The organism is Mesorhizobium sp. C372A (genome assembly GCF_030323245.1).
Lineage (GTDB): Bacteria > Pseudomonadota > Alphaproteobacteria > Rhizobiales > Rhizobiaceae > Mesorhizobium.
In genome coordinates this window covers 2,102,526-2,120,257 of sequence record NZ_CP100475.1, presented here as the reverse complement: position 1 = coordinate 2,120,257, position 17,732 = coordinate 2,102,526, and the positions used below count along the sequence as shown (strand labels likewise).

General features: G+C 62.7%; 15 protein-coding genes. 5 read left to right on the top strand and 10 right to left on the bottom strand.

What is annotated here, in order from left to right; genetic code table 11:
• Positions 1-7: 7 nt before the first annotated feature.
• Positions 8-1,648: a hypothetical protein gene (locus tag NLY42_RS09980; RefSeq protein ID WP_027050813.1), complete on the bottom strand. Its 1,641-nt coding sequence runs from the start codon at positions 1,646-1,648 to the stop codon at positions 8-10.
• A 76-nt stretch (positions 1,649-1,724) separates the two neighbouring features.
• Complete coding sequence (locus tag NLY42_RS09975; protein ID WP_023684197.1) at positions 1,725-3,023, bottom strand: adenylosuccinate synthase; 1,299 nt, start codon at positions 3,021-3,023, stop codon at positions 1,725-1,727.
• Positions 3,024-3,232: 209 nt separating this feature from the next.
• On the opposite strand from NLY42_RS09975, the gene NLY42_RS09970 reads away from it, so the two are divergent.
• Positions 3,233-4,138 (top strand): DMT family transporter, encoded by a 906-nt coding sequence (locus NLY42_RS09970; protein ID WP_023755562.1) that lies wholly within the window; start codon positions 3,233-3,235, stop codon positions 4,136-4,138.
• A 105-nt stretch (positions 4,139-4,243) separates the two neighbouring features.
• On the top strand, positions 4,244-4,708 hold the full coding sequence (locus tag NLY42_RS09965; RefSeq protein ID WP_023755561.1) for a DUF2231 domain-containing protein: 465 nt from the start codon (positions 4,244-4,246) through the stop codon (positions 4,706-4,708).
• 64 nt (positions 4,709-4,772) lie between these two features.
• Here the strand turns inward: NLY42_RS09965 and serA are convergent, their stop codons facing one another.
• From serA to glmM, 5 genes are all read right to left on the bottom strand, one after another.
• The gene (gene serA, locus NLY42_RS09960; RefSeq protein ID WP_023699182.1) at positions 4,773-6,374 is read right to left on the bottom strand and encodes a phosphoglycerate dehydrogenase; all 1,602 of its coding nucleotides are present in this window, start codon (positions 6,372-6,374) and stop codon (positions 4,773-4,775) included.
• Positions 6,375-6,432: 58 nt separating this feature from the next.
• Positions 6,433-7,608: a phosphoserine transaminase gene (locus NLY42_RS09955; RefSeq protein WP_023737853.1), complete on the bottom strand. Its 1,176-nt coding sequence runs from the start codon at positions 7,606-7,608 to the stop codon at positions 6,433-6,435.
• Positions 7,609-7,809: 201 nt separating this feature from the next.
• Positions 7,810-8,670: an outer membrane protein gene (locus NLY42_RS09950; protein ID WP_023694608.1), complete on the bottom strand. Its 861-nt coding sequence runs from the start codon at positions 8,668-8,670 to the stop codon at positions 7,810-7,812.
• 229 nt (positions 8,671-8,899) lie between these two features.
• Entirely contained in the window at positions 8,900-9,745 is an 846-nt protein-coding gene (locus tag NLY42_RS09945; RefSeq protein ID WP_023673590.1) for an outer membrane protein, read from the bottom strand.
• A gap of 251 nt (positions 9,746-9,996) precedes the next feature.
• Entirely contained in the window at positions 9,997-11,349 is a 1,353-nt protein-coding gene (gene glmM / locus NLY42_RS09940; RefSeq protein WP_023704880.1) for a phosphoglucosamine mutase, read from the bottom strand.
• Between the two features lie 343 nt (positions 11,350-11,692).
• Here glmM and NLY42_RS09935 point away from each other — a divergent pair, with 343 nt between their 5' ends.
• Together NLY42_RS09935 and NLY42_RS09930 are read left to right on the top strand one after the other, a co-directional pair.
• Positions 11,693-12,697, top strand: a complete 1,005-nt coding sequence (locus NLY42_RS09935; protein ID WP_023755560.1) for a hypothetical protein — start codon at positions 11,693-11,695, stop codon at positions 12,695-12,697.
• 239 nt (positions 12,698-12,936) lie between these two features.
• Positions 12,937-13,389 carry a hypothetical protein gene (locus NLY42_RS09930; RefSeq protein WP_023726188.1) on the top strand — a complete coding sequence of 151 codons (453 nt, stop codon included), beginning with the start codon at positions 12,937-12,939 and terminating at the stop codon, positions 13,387-13,389.
• A 159-nt stretch (positions 13,390-13,548) separates the two neighbouring features.
• On the opposite strand, the gene NLY42_RS09925 is transcribed toward NLY42_RS09930, so the two are convergent.
• Positions 13,549-14,337, bottom strand: coding sequence for an NAD(P)-dependent oxidoreductase (locus tag NLY42_RS09925; protein WP_198022218.1), 789 nt, complete (start codon positions 14,335-14,337; stop codon positions 13,549-13,551).
• Positions 14,338-14,365: 28 nt separating this feature from the next.
• The gene (locus NLY42_RS09920) at positions 14,366-15,130 is read right to left on the bottom strand and encodes an SDR family oxidoreductase (RefSeq protein WP_023726186.1); all 765 of its coding nucleotides are present in this window, start codon (positions 15,128-15,130) and stop codon (positions 14,366-14,368) included.
• A 185-nt stretch (positions 15,131-15,315) separates the two neighbouring features.
• On the opposite strand from NLY42_RS09920, the gene NLY42_RS09915 reads away from it, so the two are divergent.
• Positions 15,316-15,684: a winged helix-turn-helix transcriptional regulator gene (locus NLY42_RS09915; protein WP_023726185.1), complete on the top strand. Its 369-nt coding sequence runs from the start codon at positions 15,316-15,318 to the stop codon at positions 15,682-15,684.
• A 66-nt stretch (positions 15,685-15,750) separates the two neighbouring features.
• On the opposite strand, the gene ftsH is transcribed toward NLY42_RS09915, so the two are convergent.
• Positions 15,751-17,676 (bottom strand): ATP-dependent zinc metalloprotease FtsH, encoded by a 1,926-nt coding sequence (ftsH, locus tag NLY42_RS09910; RefSeq protein ID WP_023673598.1) that lies wholly within the window; start codon positions 17,674-17,676, stop codon positions 15,751-15,753.
• Positions 17,677-17,732: the final 56 nt, after the last annotated feature.

Sequence of the window (17,732 nt, the reverse complement as noted above, 5' to 3'; positions counted from 1 at the left end):
CCGCCCGTCAACCTGCCGTCTTGGCCTGCCAGGCCTTCAGCGCCTCGTCGAACACCTTCTCGCCCGGAATGCCCTTTTCCATGGTCAGCAGCGCCCGGCGTCCGGTCTTGTAGACCACCGGCACGTCGATCCAGTCCTGGCCTCGAAGCAAGGTCATATTGGCGTCCTCGTCGGCCTTGGTGTCGTTGAGCGCCACCAGGAAGAAGCCGTCGGCGATCTTGGCCGGAATGCCGATCAGCGGGCTGCCGGCATCCTGTTCCGAACTCTTCATGGCGACGCGCAGGATGTTGTCGACGCCACCGCCGTCAAAGCCCTCGGGCGTCAGGAAGATCATCTCGATGATGTGGCTGGCCGGCAGCGTCTGGTCGGTATTGCGGCGGATGGTCATGCGCAGCTGGATGTCCTTGCCGGGAATGGTCGCCTCGGCGCGGATCGCCGGCTCGGGCGGCAGGTCGCCGCCGGGCGATTCCTGCACCAGCGACCAGACGATGCTGCCGGGTTCGGCCGAACCTTGCGCGGTCGAGGTGCGTTCCTCGTAGAAGATCGCCTTCTGGCCGACCGCAACGGTCGGCGCGGGAGCGGCGGCCGCCGGCGCAGCGGGCGGCGTGGCGGCGGCATCAGCCGGTGCTGCCCCATTGGCCGGCGGTGCGACGCCATCGGCGGGCGGCGTTGCCGGTGGCGTGGCGGAAGCGTCGGGCGCCGGCGTGGCGGGCGCGCCCGTGGCTGCGGCGTCGCCGGCCGGCGGGGTCGCAGGCGCTGGAGCCGCAGGTGGCGCTGGAGCCGGGGGGGGCGGTGTGGTCAGCGCGGCGACGGACTCGCCCTCGCCGATGCCGCTTTGACCGGCCGCGGGACCGGGGTCGGTTTCACCGCCTTCGGGCGACAGGCGCTGGGTGAACTTCGTTCCCTCGCCGGCAGCGGCCGGTGCCGGTGCATCGGCCGCGGGCTTGGCCGGCGCCGGCTTTACCAGCGGTTCGGTCGAGACCGTCTTGGTGTCGCCGCCGAGGCCCAGCATCGAGCCAAAGGCATCCTTGTTCAGCCAGATGCCATAGCCGCCGCCGGCGACCACCAGAAGCGCGACGACAGCCGCGATCAACCCGCCATAGCTGCGCCTGCGCTCGGCTGGGCGCAGGCGCTGGAACGTGTCCGCGACCGGCTGCTCGTCATTGGCGAACACATCGGCGCTGTCGTCGTCGGCGTCCAGCTCCACGGCTTGCTTGTCGATGGTTTCTGCACGCGCCGCAGGCGACGGCGGTGTCGGCGCGGGCCTCTGCCAGCTCGGCTCTGTCCTGGCGGTCGGCGCCGGCTGCACGGGTTTCGCCGGCTGCCAGGCCGGCGCAGGCGTGGCGGAAGGCTTTACATGACTGGACTGGTTCTTGTTGCGGTCGATGGAGGAGAAGATGTGCTCCAGCTCCGCCAGCGGATCGGATGCCGGCACCGCCCTGGCATAGTCGCGCTCGACGCTCGAGATGGCATCTTCCAGGGATCGCTTCTGCGTGCTTATGGCTTCGGCGGCCAGCGGCGGCGAATACTCCGCAAGCTTCTTTGCCAGCATGGTACGAACGCTGTCATAGATCCGCGTACGCTTTTCGGGCGTTTCGTCGCCGTGCTTGTCGAGCGCCTTTTTCAGAATAGCAACGAAATCTGCCATGCTTCAGTCGACCTGTATTTTGTTTCCGCGCCGGCCCCCGCAAATCGGCCGCGATGCCCGGAAAGGCTTCAGAAAACTAGTCTTGAAACGGATCGGTCACAAGTATCGTGTCGTCCCGTTCCGGGCTGGTGGAAAGGAGCGCGACGGGTGCCCCGATCAGCTCCTCGATGTAACGGACATATTTGACGGCCTGCGCCGGAAGGTCGTTCCAGCTGCGTGCGCCGGCTGTGGTGCCTTTCCAGCCTTCGAGCGTCTCGTAGACCGGCTCGACACGCGCCTGCGCGCCCTGGCTGGCCGGCAGATAGTCGATCGTTTCGCCGTCGAGACGGTAGCCGGTGCAGACCTTGATCTCATCCAGCCCGTCGAGCACGTCGAGTTTGGTCAGGGCGATGCCCTTGATACCGTTGACGGCGACGGCCTGGCGCACCAGCACGGCGTCGAACCAGCCGCAACGGCGTTTGCGCCCGGTGACGACGCCGAATTCGTGGCCACGCGTACCGAGAAATTCGCCGATCTCGTTCTTCTGCTCGGTCGGGAACGGGCCTTCGCCGACACGCGTCGTATAGGCCTTGGTGATGCCCAGGACATAGCCGATGGCGCCGGGGCCCACCCCCGAGCCGGCGGCTGCCTGGCCGGCAACGGTGTTGGACGAGGTAACGAACGGATATGTGCCGTGGTCGATGTCGAGCAGCGTGCCTTGCGCGCCCTCGAACAGGATGCGTTCGCCGGCGCGGCGCTTGTCGTCGAGGATTTTCCAGACGCGGTCCATATAGGGCAGGATCTCATCGGCGACCGAGGTCAGCTCGGTCATGATCGCCTCATGCGTGACTTCGCCATGGCCAAGCCCGCGACGCAGCGCATTGTGATGCGTCAGCAGCCTGTCGACCTTGAGGGGCAGCGTTTCCAAATCCGCCAGATCCATCACCCGAACCGCGCGCCGGCCCACCTTGTCTTCATAGGCTGGGCCGATGCCACGACGCGTCGTGCCAATTTTCGTCCCGGAATTGGAGGCGGCGTCCTCGCGGAATCCGTCCAGCTCCCGGTGCAGCGACAGGATAAGCGCGGTGTTTTCGGCTATTTTCAGGCGGTCCGGCGTGACCTCGACGCCTTGCGCCTTGAGTTTTGCCACTTCGGCGACAAAGGCGTGCGGGTCGAAGACGACGCCATTGCCGATGATCGACAGCTTGCCTTGCCGCACCACGCCCGACGGCAGCAGCGACAGTTTGTAGACCTTGCCATCGACGACCAGCGTATGGCCGGCATTGTGGCCGCCCTGGAAGCGCACGACCACGTCGGCGCGCTCCGACAACCAGTCGACGATCTTGCCCTTGCCTTCGTCGCCCCATTGCGAGCCGACGACCACCACATTGGCCATGTTTCTTTTCCCTTGAGATGCCGCCCTGGCGGCCTGGATATGGTTCGAAACGACAGGCCTCTATAGCGTCAAGACCTCGCAAGCGCGACCTTTCTTTGCCGCCGAAAATGCCCTGAGGCACAACAATTTTCGGCTTTGACATCATTTACTTGCGTCGGCGGGGGCAATAGGCCGGCAAACACAACTTCCCAGGCGGCCGGAATCCCGCAATGCATCGACGCGCCTACCTGTTCCTGCTGCTGACCACCTTGTTGTGGGGCGGCAATTCCGTCGCCGGCAAGCTGGCGGTCGATCACGTCTCGCCGATGACGCTGGTCTTCCTGCGCTGGGTGCTGGCCGTCGCGATCCTGCTGCCGATCGGCTGGCGCACGATCAGGGAGGACTGGCCGGTGGTGCGCAAACACTGGTTCGTCCTGGCTGCACTTGGCGCCAGCGGCTTCACTCTGTTCAACACCATTTTCTACACCGCGCTCAACTACACGACGGCGATCAATGTCTCGATCGAACAGGCGGCGATGCCGGTCTTGATCATCATTGCCAATTTCTTCTTCTTCCGCCTGCGCGTGAGCTGGGCTCAGATTGCGGGCGTGGTGCTGACCATCTTCGGCGTCATCTTGACTGCCTGCCACGGCGATCCGCGCCGGCTGCTCACATTGGAACTCAATTTCGGCGACGCCATCATGCTGGTCGCGGTCGTCCTCTACAGCGGTTATTCGGTCGGGCTGCGGCTGAAGCCGGTGATGCGCTGGCAGAGCCTGATGTTGTCCCTGGCGATCGCTGCCCTCATCACCTCGCTGCCGTTCTTCCTGTGGGAGGTCGCCGCCGGCAAGGTTATCGTCCCCGATATCAGCGGCTGGGTTGTCATCGTCTATACCGCGATCGGCGCTTCGGTCATTTCGCAGATCACTTACATCAGGGGCAACGAACTGATCGGCGCCAACCGTGCCGGGCTGTTCATCAATCTGGTGCCGATCTTCGGCACGCTGCTGTCAGTGCTGATCGTCGGCGAGACATTCCAGCTCTACCAGGCGCTGGCGCTCATCCTGGTGCTGGGCGGCATTTCGCTCGCCGAATACAGCGGGCGCAAGATGGCGGCACCGGGCCGCCGCGGATAACATTTGGCTGCTGCCGCGCTGCGCCGCCGTCGCGATAACTGCTGCCGCGCGCCGACCTGGAACATTTTACCTCTGGCGGAGTTTGCTTGCGTGGGAGGCAACAAGATGAGCCATAACCCTCGCAGCACAGCAAGCATTGCCGGTCACCCCATTCATCCAATGCTGATTCCGTTTCCGATCGCCTTCTTTGTCGGCACCTTCGTTTGCGATCTGATTTTCTGGCAAACAGCCGATCCCGGGTGGGTCACCGGATCGCTTTGGCTTCTCGGCGCCGGCCTGATCATGGGCGCCTTGGCCGCTCTTACCGGCCTGACGGATGTCCTCGGCGATGTTCAGATCCGCAATCTCACGACGGCATGGCTCCATGCCGGCGGCAACGTGCTCGTCGTGCTGATCGAGCTTTATAACTGGTACTCGCGTTATGTCGGTGGAGCGGCGGCTGTGATCCCGACCGGCTTTATCTTGTCGCTGATCGTGGTTCTGATCCTGCTGTTTACAGGGTGGAAGGGCTGGGAACTGGTCTATCGGCATCGCGTAGGCGTCTCCGACGGCTCAGACGAATTGACCTGAACCGGGCTCTGCGACGGCCGCCCCAGTGATGGGGGGAGGGCCGCCGCATCCGCCACGCCGTCAACTACATTGCGTTGACGTCGAACTGCAGCCGCTTGGCCGAGTCGATGGACTTGTGCGCCTTGACCTGTTCCAGCACTTTCTCCGGGAACGGCGCGTCGAGATAGAGCAGCGCGATCGCGTCGCCGCCCGGCCGGTTGCGGCCGAGCTGGAAGTTGGCGATGTTGACGCCGTTCTCGCCGCACACCGTGCCGAGCAGGCCGATAATGCCGGGCGCATCGGCATTGGTTGTGTAGAGCATGTGCTGGCCGACCTCGGCGTCGAGATTGATGCCCTTGATCTGGATGAAGCGCGGCTTACCGTCGGAGAAGCAGGTGCCGGCGATCGAGCGCGTCATGTGCTCGGTCTTCACCGTCAGCTTGATGTAGCCGTCGAACACGCCCGACTTGTCGCGCTTGACCTCGGCGACGATGATGCCGCGCTCCTTCACCATGATCGGCGCCGACACCATATTGACGTCGGCGACCTGCGGCCGGATCAGTCCGGCAAGCGCGGCACTGATCAGGGCACGCGTGTTCATCGTCGCGGTCGAGCCGTCGAACAGGATCTCGACCTCGTTGATCGGGTCCTCGGTGACTTGGCCGACAAAGGCGCCGAGCACTTCGGCGAGCTTGACGAACGGCTTTAGCCGCGGTGCTTCCTCGGCCGTGATCGAGGGCATGTTGATGGCATTCGAAACCGCGCCCTTGATCAGATAGTCGGCCATCTGCTCGGCCACCTGGAGCGCGACATTTTCCTGCGCTTCCGCTGTCGAGGCGCCCAGATGCGGCGTTGCCACCACATTCTCCATGCCGAACAGCGCGTTGTTCTCCGCCGGTTCGACCTCGAACACATCGACGCCGGCGCCCGCCACCTTGCCGCTCTTCAGCGCCGCGACCAGGTCGGCTTCGACGATGAGCCCGCCACGCGCGCAATTGATGATGCGCACGCCGTTCTTCATTTTGGCGATCGCCGCCGCGTCGATGATGTTGCGCGTCTTGTCGGTCAGCGGCGTGTGCAGCGTGATGAAATCGGCGCGGGCGAAAAGCTCGTCCAGCTCGACCTTGTCGACGCCGAGTTCCTCGGCGCGCTTGTCCGACAGGAACGGATCGAAGGCGACGACATGCATCTTCAGGCCGACGCCGCGCGTGGCAACGATCGAGCCGATATTGCCGCAGCCGATGACGCCCAGCGTCTTGCCGGTGATCTCGACGCCCATGAAGCGGTTCTTTTCCCATTTGCCGGCATGGGTCGAGGCATTGGCCTCCGGGATCTGCCGGGCGAGTGCAAAGATCATCGCCACCGCATGTTCGGCCGTGGTGATCGAATTGCCGAAGGGCGTGTTCATCACGATGATGCCCTTGCGGCTCGCCGCGGGGATGTCGACATTGTCGACACCGATGCCGGCGCGGCCGACGACCTTGAGTCTTGTCGCTGCGTTGATCAGTTTTTCCGTGACCTTGGTCGCCGAGCGGATGGCAAGGCCATCATACTGGCCGATGACTTCGAGCAGCTTTTCCTTGTCCTTGCCGAGATCGGGCAAATAGTCGACCTCGATACCGCGGTCCTTGAATATCTGGACGGCGGTGGTGGAGAGTTTGTCAGAGACGAGAACGCGGGGCGCCATGGCGGCCTCCTTGAACTGGATTGTCGGGAAAGGGCGGCCCGCAGGCCACCACGAAATCTCAGGCTGCGGCCTTCAGCGAAGCCTTCTGCGTGGCGAAGGCCCAGTCGAGCCAAGGCAGCAGCGCTTCGAGATCGGAGGTCTCGACGGTGGCGCCGCACCAGATGCGCAGACCGGGAGGTGCGTCACGATAGGAGCCGATGTCGTACGCGACGCCTTCCTTGTCGAGCACAGAGACGATCGCCTTGGCGAAAGCCGCCTGCCCGTTGGCGTCGAGCGCCGCGACATCGGCGTCGGTGAAGGACAGACATACGGACGTGTTGGACCGTGTCGCCGCATCGACCGCGAGATGGCCGAGCCAGGACGACTTGTCGACAAAGCCATCGAGCACGGCGGCATTGGCATCGGCTCTGGCAATCAACGCATCGAGACCGCCGATCGACTTCGCCCAATGAAGCGCATCGAGATAGTCCTCGACGCACAGCATCGACGGCGTGTTGATGGTCTCGCCGTTGAAGATGCCTTCGATCAGCTTGCCGCCCGAGGTCAGGCGGAAGATTTTCGGCAGCGGCCACGCCGGCTTGTAGGTTTCCAGTCGCTCGACGGCGCGAGGCGACAGGATCAGCATGCCGTGTGCGCCCTCGCCGCCCAGCACTTTCTGCCAGGAGAAGGTGACGACGTCGAGCTTCTGGAAATCGAGCTTTTGCGCGAATGCCGCTGAGGTGGCATCGCAGATGGTCAGGCCCTTGCGATCCGCCGGTATGAAATCGCCATTCGGCACGCGCACGCCTGAGGTCGTGCCGTTCCAGGTGAAGACCACATCGCGGTCGAAATCGATCTTGGTGAGATCCGGCAGTTCGCCATAGCCTGCCTCGACCTTTCTGATATCGGCGAGCTTCAGCTGCTTGACGACATCGGTCACCCAGCCCGAGCCAAAGCTTTCCCATGCCACCATGTCGACACCGCGTTCACCGAGCAGCGACCACAGCGCCATCTCGACAGCACCCGTGTCCGACGCCGGCACGATGCCGATACGGTAATCGGCCGGAACCTGGAGAATCTCGCGCGTCAACTCGATGGCCTGTTCGAGCTTGGTCTTGCCGATCTTGGCGCGGTGCGAACGGCCGAGCGCAGCATTCTTCAGCGCCTCGACCGACCAGCCGGGGCGTTTTGCGCAGGGACCTGAGGAGAAATTGGGGTTTGCCGGACGGAGTCCGGGCTTCGTATGCGTCGTCATCGTGGTCTATCCTTCCAGATAGTGGCCCCTCGTTGGGGAGGGGTGGCCCACGGACGGCGATATGCGTTCAGCCCTCAGGCGTCAAGAGGAAAGTTTTTGTCGCTGACAAGATAGAAGCAGTCCGGGATCAGGATGTCGTGAGCCCAAACGCAAACGGCGGATCGAAGAGATCCGCCGTCGGGTTTCGTATCTGCAGCCAGCCTACCAGAGGTCGTAGCGCAGCCCGAGCTTGACCGTCTGATAATTGATGCCCTTGTGGATGTTGAAGGCGCCGCTGTCATAAGCGACGTATTTGGCGCCCGGCACCGAGAAATATTCGTAGCCAAGGTCAACCGACACGTTCTTGGCCACCTGATAGGAAAGACCGCCCCCGATCGAATAGGCAAGGTTGAATTTGCCCTCCTTATCCGTTGCACCCTCGTAACCGGCCGGATCATCACAAGAGAACCCGCCCGTGCCGGACGAATTGGGGGCCACTTCCACGCAATCCTTCGCCCCAATGCTCCTGTAATATTTATTGTATGCGACACCGACCCCTCCGCCAAGATATGGAGTGATTCCAACATAGGTGCCGAGATCGACATAGCCATTGGCCATGATGCTGTAGCCTTTGTTGGAAGCATTGTCGGAAAGATCGCATGCCTGCGTAGCCGCGACGGAATTGATGGTGCCAAAACCGTCGTCCACAAGCGTATGGCCGTCGCAAGTGGCTGCCAACTTGGCGTGTTCCCCGAATTTGTCGGTCGGAAGAATCCCGCCGTTCAGCTCGACCCGAAGATAGTCGTTGACATGATACCCCATACCGAAACTGCCTGTGAAAAGGCTGCTCTCATCGGTAAAGCTGTTAAGCGGGCCGGTTGTCGCTTCCTCATGCTCGAAGGGATGGCTGAACGCGTAGCCGACATCGCCGCGCAGATACCAGCCCGAGCCGACCTCGACCGGTTGATAGTCCGGCGCCTGATCGACATAGATCGGCGGATCGTAGTCCGCGGCTTGCGCCGGCGTCAGCAGCGCAAGCGCGAGTGCGGCAAGTGCCGGCGCTGTCAGCAATTTGAAATTCATGGGTCCCCGGCTCCTGAAATTGGCGCTCTTCATTTTGATCGCAAGCGCCGTTTCAGTAGGCATTGTTAACCATAGTGGTTAAGTGCGGGTTAAGGATAACGCGACGTTACCGATTTGATTTCGATAGGCTTTCTCTCCGCACGCCGCGGCCTGGAAGTGCACCGCAATCGGCAAACAAAAACCGCCCGGCATGGCCGGGCGGTTCGCAAATTCCTGGATTTCGAAGCGACTACTTGGTGTAGACCGGCTCCGGTTCGGGAACGTAGGGCTCCGGCGGCGGGGCGCAGTCCGACCGGCCGAACTGGTAGCGCAGGCCGCCGCGCACTTCGTGCACGTTGATGCCGCGATCGAAGCCCGGGCCGACATCGCTGTCGGAGGCGTAGTTGAACATCTTGCCACCATTGATGTGGCTGTAGCGATAGCCGAGATCGAGCTTGACCCGGTCGGTCAGGCAGTAGGAGGCGCCGGCCATGAGGGCATAGGCAAAGCGCCAGCCCTTGCCGCCGCTGTGCTCGAAGGAGCCATCGAGATCGGTATTGTGCAGCGTATCCCACTTGACCCAGGCACCACCGATGCCGGCGCCGACATAGGGCGTCACGCCGTGCCAGGTGCCGATATCGACATAGGCATTGGCCAGGAGCAGCATCGCCGAATAGGACGATGTGTCGACGGAGGTACAAGCTATGCCGCCGCCGCAGAAACCATTGGTCGAGCCGCGGAAATTGGACTTGCCCATCCAGTCGAAGGTCAGATCGGTGCGGAAGTACCGGTTGACCTGGTAACCGACACCGGCGCCGGCCGAAAAGGAACTCTTCAACTTGCCGGAGGCGAACGAACCGGGGAGTTGGGGCGGTGCCGGGCTGTAGGTGGTGTAGTCACCACCGCGGAACTTCGACCAGTGATAGTCGATATCGCCGCGGATGTACCAGCCGCCGAAATCGGCCGGCTGTTCATAGGCGATCGGCGCCGGCGCCTCTTCGACCACTGGCGGCTCCGCCAGATCGGCGGCGAATACTGGCCCGGCCACGCCTGCGAACAGCGCGGCAAGGAAAGCCATTTTTGCTGCATTGAACATGTTTGTCACCCCTGAGAACCCGTCGGAACTTTGAATCCGCTCGAATGTGTTTGACCTCAGTTGTGGATAATGAATTGCAAAAGTTAAAAGGCGTTTAACCCTGTCGATTAACCACGAATTCTCGACATTTTAGCAAACGGCCTCCGCCGCCATGACGCTGGGACCAACCCTGGCCGAAACAAAAAGCCCGCCTGCAGGCGGGCTTGAAGTCTTGAGCCGGCAGTTCGCCCCTCCCGTCGGAGGCAGCGCAATCAGGCGGCGCTGCGCGTTTCCGAGATGATGTCGACGATGTCGTTGACCACGGCCTCGACCAGCTGTGGGTCGTCGCCCTCGGCCATGACGCGGATCAGCGGCTCGGTGCCCGAGGGCCGGATAACCAGGCGGCCGGCCTTGCCTAGACGGTTGCGCGCATCTTCGATCGCCGCCTTGACCAAGGCTTCTTCAAGCGGCTTGCCGCCGGCGATGCGGACATTCTTCAACAGTTGCGGCACCGGCTCGAATTTCTTCGACAATTCGCTGACCGGCCGGTTCTGCCGCTTGATGCAGGCCAGCACCTGCAGCGCCGAGACCAGCCCGTCGCCAGTGGTCGAGAAATCGGACAGCACAATGTGGCCCGACTGCTCGCCGCCGACATTCAACCCGTGCGCGCGCATATGCTCAACGACATAGCGGTCGCCGACCTTGGTGCGATGCAGCTGCAGCTTCATGTCGCCAAGGAAGCGTTCGAGGCCGAGATTGGACATCACCGTCGAGACGACGCCGCCGCCGGCCAGTCGCCCGCTCTGGTGCCAGGACTCGGCGATCAGCGCCATGATCTGGTCACCGTCGACGATGGTGCCGTTCTCGTCGACGATGACGACACGGTCGGCATCGCCGTCGAGTGCGATGCCGATATCGGCGCGCACTTCATGCACCTTCTTCTGCAGGCCGGCCGGATGGGTCGAGCCGCATTCCTTGTTGATGTTGAAACCGTTCGGATCGACATTGATGGCAATGACCTCGGCGCCCAGTTCCCAAAGTGCGGCGGGCGCCACCTTGTAGGCTGCGCCATTGGCGCAATCGACGACGATCCTGAGACCCGACAGCGACATCGAGCGCGGCAGCGTGCGCTTGGCGAATTCGATGTAGCGGTCATGCACGCCGTCGACGCGCTTGGCGCGGCCGAGCCCGTCGGAATCGGCGAGCGCCAGTTCGATATCCTTGTCGAGCATGCTCTCGATGCGCTCCTCGATCTCGTCGGAGAGCTTGTAGCCATCGGGACCGAACAGCTTGATGCCGTTGTCGTAATAAGGGTTGTGCGAGGCCGAGATCATGACGCCGATATCGGCGCGCAGCGAGCGCACCAGCATGGCGACCGCCGGTGTCGGGATCGGGCCGAGCAGGAACACATCCATGCCGGCCGCGCACAGGCCGGACACCATGGCGTTTTCGATCATGTAGCCGGACAGCCTGGTGTCCTTGCCGAGCACGACGCGGTGGCGATGGCTGCCGCGCTGGAACGACAGGCCGGCGGCCATGCCGACCCGCATCGCGATCTCAGCCGTCATCGGAAACTTGTTGGCGCGCCCGCGAATGCCGTCGGTGCCAAAATAACGTCCTGCCATGCTTGCCAGAATCCCCGTCGGTTTTCAGCCGGCTCGTAATGCCACAATTGGTCCGAGCCCGACTATCACATTGTGTGATTGTATATTACCAATTCTTAGAAAATCATTGTAGCAGGCTGTTCGGAGCGTTGGCAGCGTATCATGACACGGTGTTGCCGCAATATAGCATTCACACTGGGCCACACTGCGCAGATTGGGCCGGTAAGCCGGACTGTTGGAGCGGCAGATCGCAAGGGTCCATCACCTTATCGGGAGAACGCCGTTTAGCATCTGGCGCAGCCTAGCGTTGAGAGCTATTGATTGACACAGGTACAACCTATGGGCGCAGCAACGGGAGAACGCCATGCTCATCCACCGACTTGCAACTTTGACGGGTCTTGCCGTCGCAACCTTGTTCATGGCGGCGCCCGCCAGCGCGCTGACCATGGCCCAGTGTAGTACCAAGTATAATGCCGCCAAGGACGCCGGCACGCTGAACGGGCAGACCTGGAATCAGTATCGGAAGGCCGAGTGCGGCACCGACGCGGCGGCCACCACCGAGACCGCAAAGCCGGCGGCCAAGAAGGCCGCTGCGGCCAAGACGGACACGACCAAGGCCGCCGCCGCTGCTGATGACGGCGCCAAGGGTCTGACGGCCAAGGAATGCAGCGCTAAATACCAGGCTGCCAAGGCCGCCGGTACGCTCAATGGCGCAAAGTGGAACGACTTCCGCAAGACCGAATGCGCCGCCGGCGCATCCGCCGCGGCAGAACCCGCCAAGGCCACGACCAAGGCCGCAGCCACAACCGACGATGGCGCCAAGGGCCTGACGGCCAAGGAATGCAGCACCAAGTACCAGGCGGCAAAGGCCGCCGGTACGCTCAATGGCGCAAAGTGGAACGACTTCCGCAAGACCGAATGCGCCGCCGGGGCCTCGGCCGCGGCAGCACCCGCCAAGGCAACCACCAAGGCAGCTGCCGACAGCAGCGGCAAGGGCCTGAGCATGGCCGATTGCAGCGCCAAGTACCAGGCTGCCAAGTCTGCCAATACTCTGGGCGGCAAGAAGTGGAACGACTTCCGCAAGGCCGAATGCGGCGCAGGCGCAGATGACGACGACACCGTGCCCGCTCCGAGCGAGGCGACCTATACCAGCGAGCCCGAGAAGCCCTCGGTCACCGCTCCCAAGGGCGTGAAGTTCCCGGCCGCGATCTCGAAGAAATACGCCGGCGAGACGCCGGCCAAGGGCCGCATGCACACCTGCCTCGAACTCTACTACGCCAATAAGGATGCCAACACGCTGAATGGCCTGCGCTGGATCCAGAAGGGCGGCGGCTTCTACAGCCTCTGCAATGCCAAGCTGAAGAGCTGATCGCGTAGCCATATTCTCCAGACAGAGGCCCGCGCATCGCAGCATGCGCGGGCCTTTTTGTTGCGCTCGAACACACCCGGAGTTGCTCGCGTCTACATACCGCGGAAGCTGTCGGCATCATCTATCGCCCACACTGCCCACCGCCAGACATATCGGTGGTTCGCAAGATTCCAATTGAACATATGTAGAACAAATAGTATACAAAAGGACATCGAACTTTTGTCAACCAGGAGGGTCTTATGTCCAGATTGAAATTGGCGGCATTCGCTGTGACGGTATGGATTGCTTGGAGCGTCGCCCCTGCAAGCGCACTGACGATGAAGGAATGCGGCGAGGCCTATCGCACAGCCAAGGAAGGCGGCACTCTGAACGGCATGGATTGGACCGCTTTCCGCACCGAGAAATGCGCGACGTCAGCTGCGGAGAGTGCCAGTACGGATGCGGTCAAAACCCAGCCGCAGCCGGAGAAGGAAGCCAGCGCGGGGATCGCCCCCGCTGTAGCGCCGACGGGCGTGACATTCCCGACCACCCTCGCCGCCGAATTCAAGACCGAGAAGCCCTCGAAGGCGCGGATGAAGACCTGCCTGCAGGGCTACCACGGCAACAAGGACGCGGGTACGTTGAACGGCCTTCGCTGGATCCAGAAGGGCGGCGGCTATTACAGCCTCTGCAACGCCAAGCTGAAGAGCTGATCGACCAGCAGCGTTTGAAGATCGAAGGCCCCCAACCGCAAGGTTGGCGGGCCTTCTCTCGGGTCTTGCCCCGTCAAGCGCCTTGTTTCGAGAGCTGGAGCAGTGCGACCAGGCTTGTAAGATCGGCATTGGCCTGGCCGGCAGCCACCCCGCGCTTCATCAGGCTTTGCATCGGCAGGACGAGTTCGGTGCTGACATCAGCCGACCTGCTGGCATCGATGAGATTGAGTAGGCATCAGCCTGCATGCCCAGATTGGAAACGACATTGCTGGTGTGATCGCCACTGTCGATCTGTTCGGCCCACTTCGGCAGCAGGCCTTGCATCGACTGAAGCCAGGAGGCCAGCAGCGGCATGAACTCGCCGGCCGGGATTCCTGCTGCGCCCGTCAATGCCAACGCCTGCAGAACGCCCGCGAACATGCCGTACATGCCGGTCAGAAGCGAGATATCATAGAGCGGCGCGAGGCCAGCATCCTCACCGAGGAATTTGCTGGTGCCGAGCGCTCCGAGCTGCCCCGAACAGGCATCGAACGCCTGGCGCGAACCGCTGTAGAGAATCAGTGCGTGCGGCCCGCCGATCATCGGCGGCACCGCCATGATGCCGCCGTCGATATAGCTGGCGCCTTGGCTCACCGCCCAGCCCGACATCGCCCGCGCCTGCTCGGGCGTGCCGTTGGTGAGATTGACCAATGTGCGGCCCGACAGCGCCTCTCGGCTTGGGCCGAGCACCTCACGAACGGTGTCATAGACAAGCAGGCACGCCACGATCAGTGGACTCGATCTGACGGCTTCCTCGACACTCTTGGCCACAATGGCGCCCTTGGCTGCCAAAGCCTCAGCCCTTGCCGGAGAACGGTTCCACACCGTCACCGCATGTCCCTGGTTCAGAAAGGCTTCGGCAAGCGCCGTGCCCATGGCGCCGAGACCGATCACTGTTATGTCGCTCATTCTGCTTCTCCTTGGTTTGGTTGCGCGGTTACGCCGGTGTCGGGCTCAGGTCCTGGCCAAGGCCACCGTCCACGGTCAGCCGCGCGCCCGTGGTGAAGGTCGCGTCGAACGCCAGGAACAGCACTGCGCGCGCCACCTCCTCCATCGTGCCGTGGCGCCTCATCGGCGTGACCGCGTCGCCGATCGCCATGAAGGCGGCCCGCTCCTCGGCCGACGCGTCGGCCACACCCATCGTCGGCGTATCGATGAAACCAGGGCTGACCACATTCACGCGGATCCGGCGCGGCAGAAGCTCGGCGGCCAGGACCTTGGCGAAGGCGCGCAGTGCCGCCTTCGATCCGGAATAGACGCTCATGCCGCCAGTGCCGGATTCGTCGGCGATCGACGAGGTGAAGACTATGGCGCCACCATCCCTGATGAGGGGCAGCAGGCGCTGCGCGGTGAAGAAAGCGCCTTTGGTGTTGATGTCGAAGGTGCGATCGTAACTGTCCTCGGTGACCCGCTCGACGGGTTCGAGATTGGCCACCCCGGCATTGACGTGAAGGAAGTCGATCTGGCCAAGCTTCTGCCCCACTTCGGCACCGAGCGTGACGATATCGGCCATGTCTGAGATATCGGACCGCACGACATGAGCTCGCGAAAACAGCTTGACTCGCGCGGCCTCGATGTTGCGCTGGTCGCGGCCGGTGACCAGGACCTCGGCGCCGCTTTCGATCAGGGCTTCGGCAACGGCGAGCCCCATGCCGTGCGTCCCGCCGATGACAACGGCCTTCTTGTTTGCGTATCGTGTCATGATCCATCCCTTTTTGACAAAATCCGGCCGCCGACGGCCTTTGCAGGTCGAAGCGAGGTACCGATATGATGTTGTGGTGTTCGCCGATGCCGGCGAGCTGGTTTGAAGCTATGGACCGGCTTGGTTTTTCTCAAGTACCGACAAAAATGTAAGCTACCCACCGATTGCTCAGAATTGGATGAAACATGGGAAAGAAACAGCCAGATAGTTGCGGATTGGGGCCGGCGCTGGAGGTCATCAGCGGCAAATGGAAGGCGCTACTGCTCTGGCAGATTCACAAGGCGCCGGCACGATTCGGTGAGCTGAAGCGGCTGGTGCCTGACATCAGCGAAAAGATGCTGATCCAACAGCTGCGCGAAATGGAGGCCGACGGCATCGTCCATCGCGAAATCTTTCCCGAGGTGCCGCCGAGGGTCGAATACTCGATTACCGAATTCGGCATCGAGCTGGACAATGCCCTGATCCCGCTGGCCAGATGGGGCAAGCAACATGCTGGCCGGACTGACGGTGTGCGCCCCGGCAAAGCAAATGCATCCGTCCCGCATGCTATTTGAGAGACCCTGAATAGCAAAACGCCGCGGATTGAGCCGCGGCGTTTTCTTGCATCAAGTGATGTCAGCTCAGCTCGACGGCTGAGGCTCCATGCCGCCTTCGGGCTCGGGACCCTTCTTGCGGCGGCCGGACTTCGGCACAGCCGAGCCGCGGCTTGTGGGGGTGTCATCCCCCAAATCTCGCGCGGGCTTCTGCCCGGCGATCAGCTGCTTGATCTCTTCGCCCGAAAGCGTCTCGTATTCGAGCAGGCCCTGCGCCAGAGCGATCCATTCCTTCTTCTTCTTGGTCAGAATGGACTTGGCCGTGACATAGGCCTCGTCGATCAGCCGGCGCACTTCGGCGTCGATGATCTGCGCGGTCTCTTCCGAGACGTTCTGCGTGCGCGCCACCGAATGGCCGAGGAAAACCTCTTCCTGGTTGTCGCCATAGGCGACATGGCCGAGCTTGTCGGAGAAGCCCCAGCGCGTGACCATGGCGCGCGCCAGCTTTGTCGCCTGCTCGATGTCCGAGGACGCGCCGGAGGTGATGTTCTCCTTGCCGAACTTGAACTCCTCTGCGACGCGGCCGCCCATCATGATGGCAAGCCGCGAGATCATGTATTTGTAGCTCATCGAATAGCGGTCGCCTTCCGGCAGTTGCATGACCATGCCGAGCGCGCGACCGCGCGGGATGATGGTCGCCTTGTGCAGCGGATCGGCCGACGGCACGTTGAGCGCCAGGATGGCGTGGCCGGCCTCGTGATAGGCCGTGAGTTCCTTTTCGGCCTGGGTCATGGCCGACGAGCGGCGCTCGGCGCCCATCATGATCTTGTCCTTGGCGTCCTCGAACTCCGCCATGGTGACAAGGCGTTTGTTGCGGCGCGCCGCCATCAGAGCGGATTCATTGACAAGGTTCATCAGGTCGGCGCCCGAGAAGCCCGGCGTGCCGCGTGCGATCACCTTGAGGTCGACATTCGGTGCCAGCGGCACGTTGCGCACATGCACCTTGAGGATCTTCTCGCGGCCGACGATGTCGGGGTTCGGCACCACCACCTGGCGGTCGAAGCGACCCGGACGCAGCAGCGCCGGGTCGAGCACGTCGGGCCGGTTGGTGGCGGCGATCAGGATGATGCTCTCGTTGGACTCGAATCCGTCCATCTCGACCAGCAACTGGTTCAGCGTCTGTTCGCGCTCATCATTGCCACCGCCGAGGCCGGCGCCGCGATGGCGGCCGACAGCGTCGATTTCGTCGATGAAGATGATGCAGGGAGCATTCTTCTTGGCCTGGTCGAACATGTCGCGCACACGGCTTGCGCCGACGCCGACGAACATCTCGACGAAGTCGGAACCCGAAATGGTGAAGAACGGCACATTCGCTTCGCCGGCGACGGAGCGGGCGAGCAGCGTCTTGCCGGTGCCGGGAGGTCCGACCAGAAGCACGCCGCGCGGGATCTTGCCGCCGAGGCGCTGGAACTTCTGCGGATCGCGCAGGAACTCGACGATCTCTTCCAGATCTTCCTTGGCCTCGTCGACGCCGGCGACATCCTGGAAGGTGACGCGGCCATGCGCCTCAGTGAGAAGCTTGGCCTTCGACTTGCCGAAACCCATGGCGCGGCCGGAGCCGGACTGCATCTGGCGCATGAAGAATATCCACACGCCAAGGATCAGGATCATCGGCAGGTAGGAGATCAGATAGCTGAACAGCGAGTTGGAACCGTCCGACTCAGGCCGCGCATTGATGGTGACGTTCTTGTCCTGCAGCCGCGAGACCAGCTGCGGATCGCCAGGCGAATAGGTCTGGAAGCCATTGGCGTTGTCGGCGTAGGTGCCCGTGATGCGGGCGCCGGCGATGACCACCGTCTTGACCCGGCCGGCCGCGACCTCTTGCAGGAACTGCGAATAGGGAACGTCGGTCGAGGCCCCGCGAGTCTGCGGCGTCTGGAACAGATTGAAGAGAGCAATGAGCAGGACCGCTATGATCGCCCAGAGCGCGAGATTGCGATAATTCGGATTCATCAATTGTCCCGTTGGTGCCCGCTGGGACACGCGTCATGAGAGGAAACTTGCGCCTA

What these genes read in the sequence shown, in the direction of transcription:
- NLY42_RS09980 (WP_027050813.1), bottom strand. Translation starts at nt 1,648, where the DNA reads ATGGCAGATTTCGTTGCTATTCTGAAAAAGGCGCTCGACAAGCACGGC.
- NLY42_RS09975 (WP_023684197.1), bottom strand. Translation starts at nt 3,023, where the DNA reads ATGGCCAATGTGGTGGTCGTCGGCTCGCAATGGGGCGACGAAGGCAAG.
- NLY42_RS09970 (WP_023755562.1), top strand. Translation starts at nt 3,233, where the DNA reads ATGCATCGACGCGCCTACCTGTTCCTGCTGCTGACCACCTTGTTGTGG.
- NLY42_RS09965 (WP_023755561.1), top strand. Translation starts at nt 4,244, where the DNA reads ATGAGCCATAACCCTCGCAGCACAGCAAGCATTGCCGGTCACCCCATT.
- serA (WP_023699182.1), bottom strand. Translation starts at nt 6,374, where the DNA reads ATGGCGCCCCGCGTTCTCGTCTCTGACAAACTCTCCACCACCGCCGTC.
- NLY42_RS09955 (WP_023737853.1), bottom strand. Translation starts at nt 7,608, where the DNA reads ATGACGACGCATACGAAGCCCGGACTCCGTCCGGCAAACCCCAATTTC.
- NLY42_RS09950 (WP_023694608.1), bottom strand. Translation starts at nt 8,670, where the DNA reads ATGAATTTCAAATTGCTGACAGCGCCGGCACTTGCCGCACTCGCGCTT.
- NLY42_RS09945 (WP_023673590.1), bottom strand. Translation starts at nt 9,745, where the DNA reads ATGTTCAATGCAGCAAAAATGGCTTTCCTTGCCGCGCTGTTCGCAGGC.
- glmM (WP_023704880.1), bottom strand. Translation starts at nt 11,349, where the DNA reads ATGGCAGGACGTTATTTTGGCACCGACGGCATTCGCGGGCGCGCCAAC.
- NLY42_RS09935 (WP_023755560.1), top strand. Translation starts at nt 11,693, where the DNA reads ATGCTCATCCACCGACTTGCAACTTTGACGGGTCTTGCCGTCGCAACC.
- NLY42_RS09930 (WP_023726188.1), top strand. Translation starts at nt 12,937, where the DNA reads ATGTCCAGATTGAAATTGGCGGCATTCGCTGTGACGGTATGGATTGCT.
- NLY42_RS09925 (WP_198022218.1), bottom strand. Translation starts at nt 14,337, where the DNA reads ATGAGCGACATAACAGTGATCGGTCTCGGCGCCATGGGCACGGCGCTT.
- NLY42_RS09920 (WP_023726186.1), bottom strand. Translation starts at nt 15,130, where the DNA reads ATGACACGATACGCAAACAAGAAGGCCGTTGTCATCGGCGGGACGCAC.
- NLY42_RS09915 (WP_023726185.1), top strand. Translation starts at nt 15,316, where the DNA reads ATGGGAAAGAAACAGCCAGATAGTTGCGGATTGGGGCCGGCGCTGGAG.
- ftsH (WP_023673598.1), bottom strand. Translation starts at nt 17,676, where the DNA reads ATGAATCCGAATTATCGCAATCTCGCGCTCTGGGCGATCATAGCGGTC.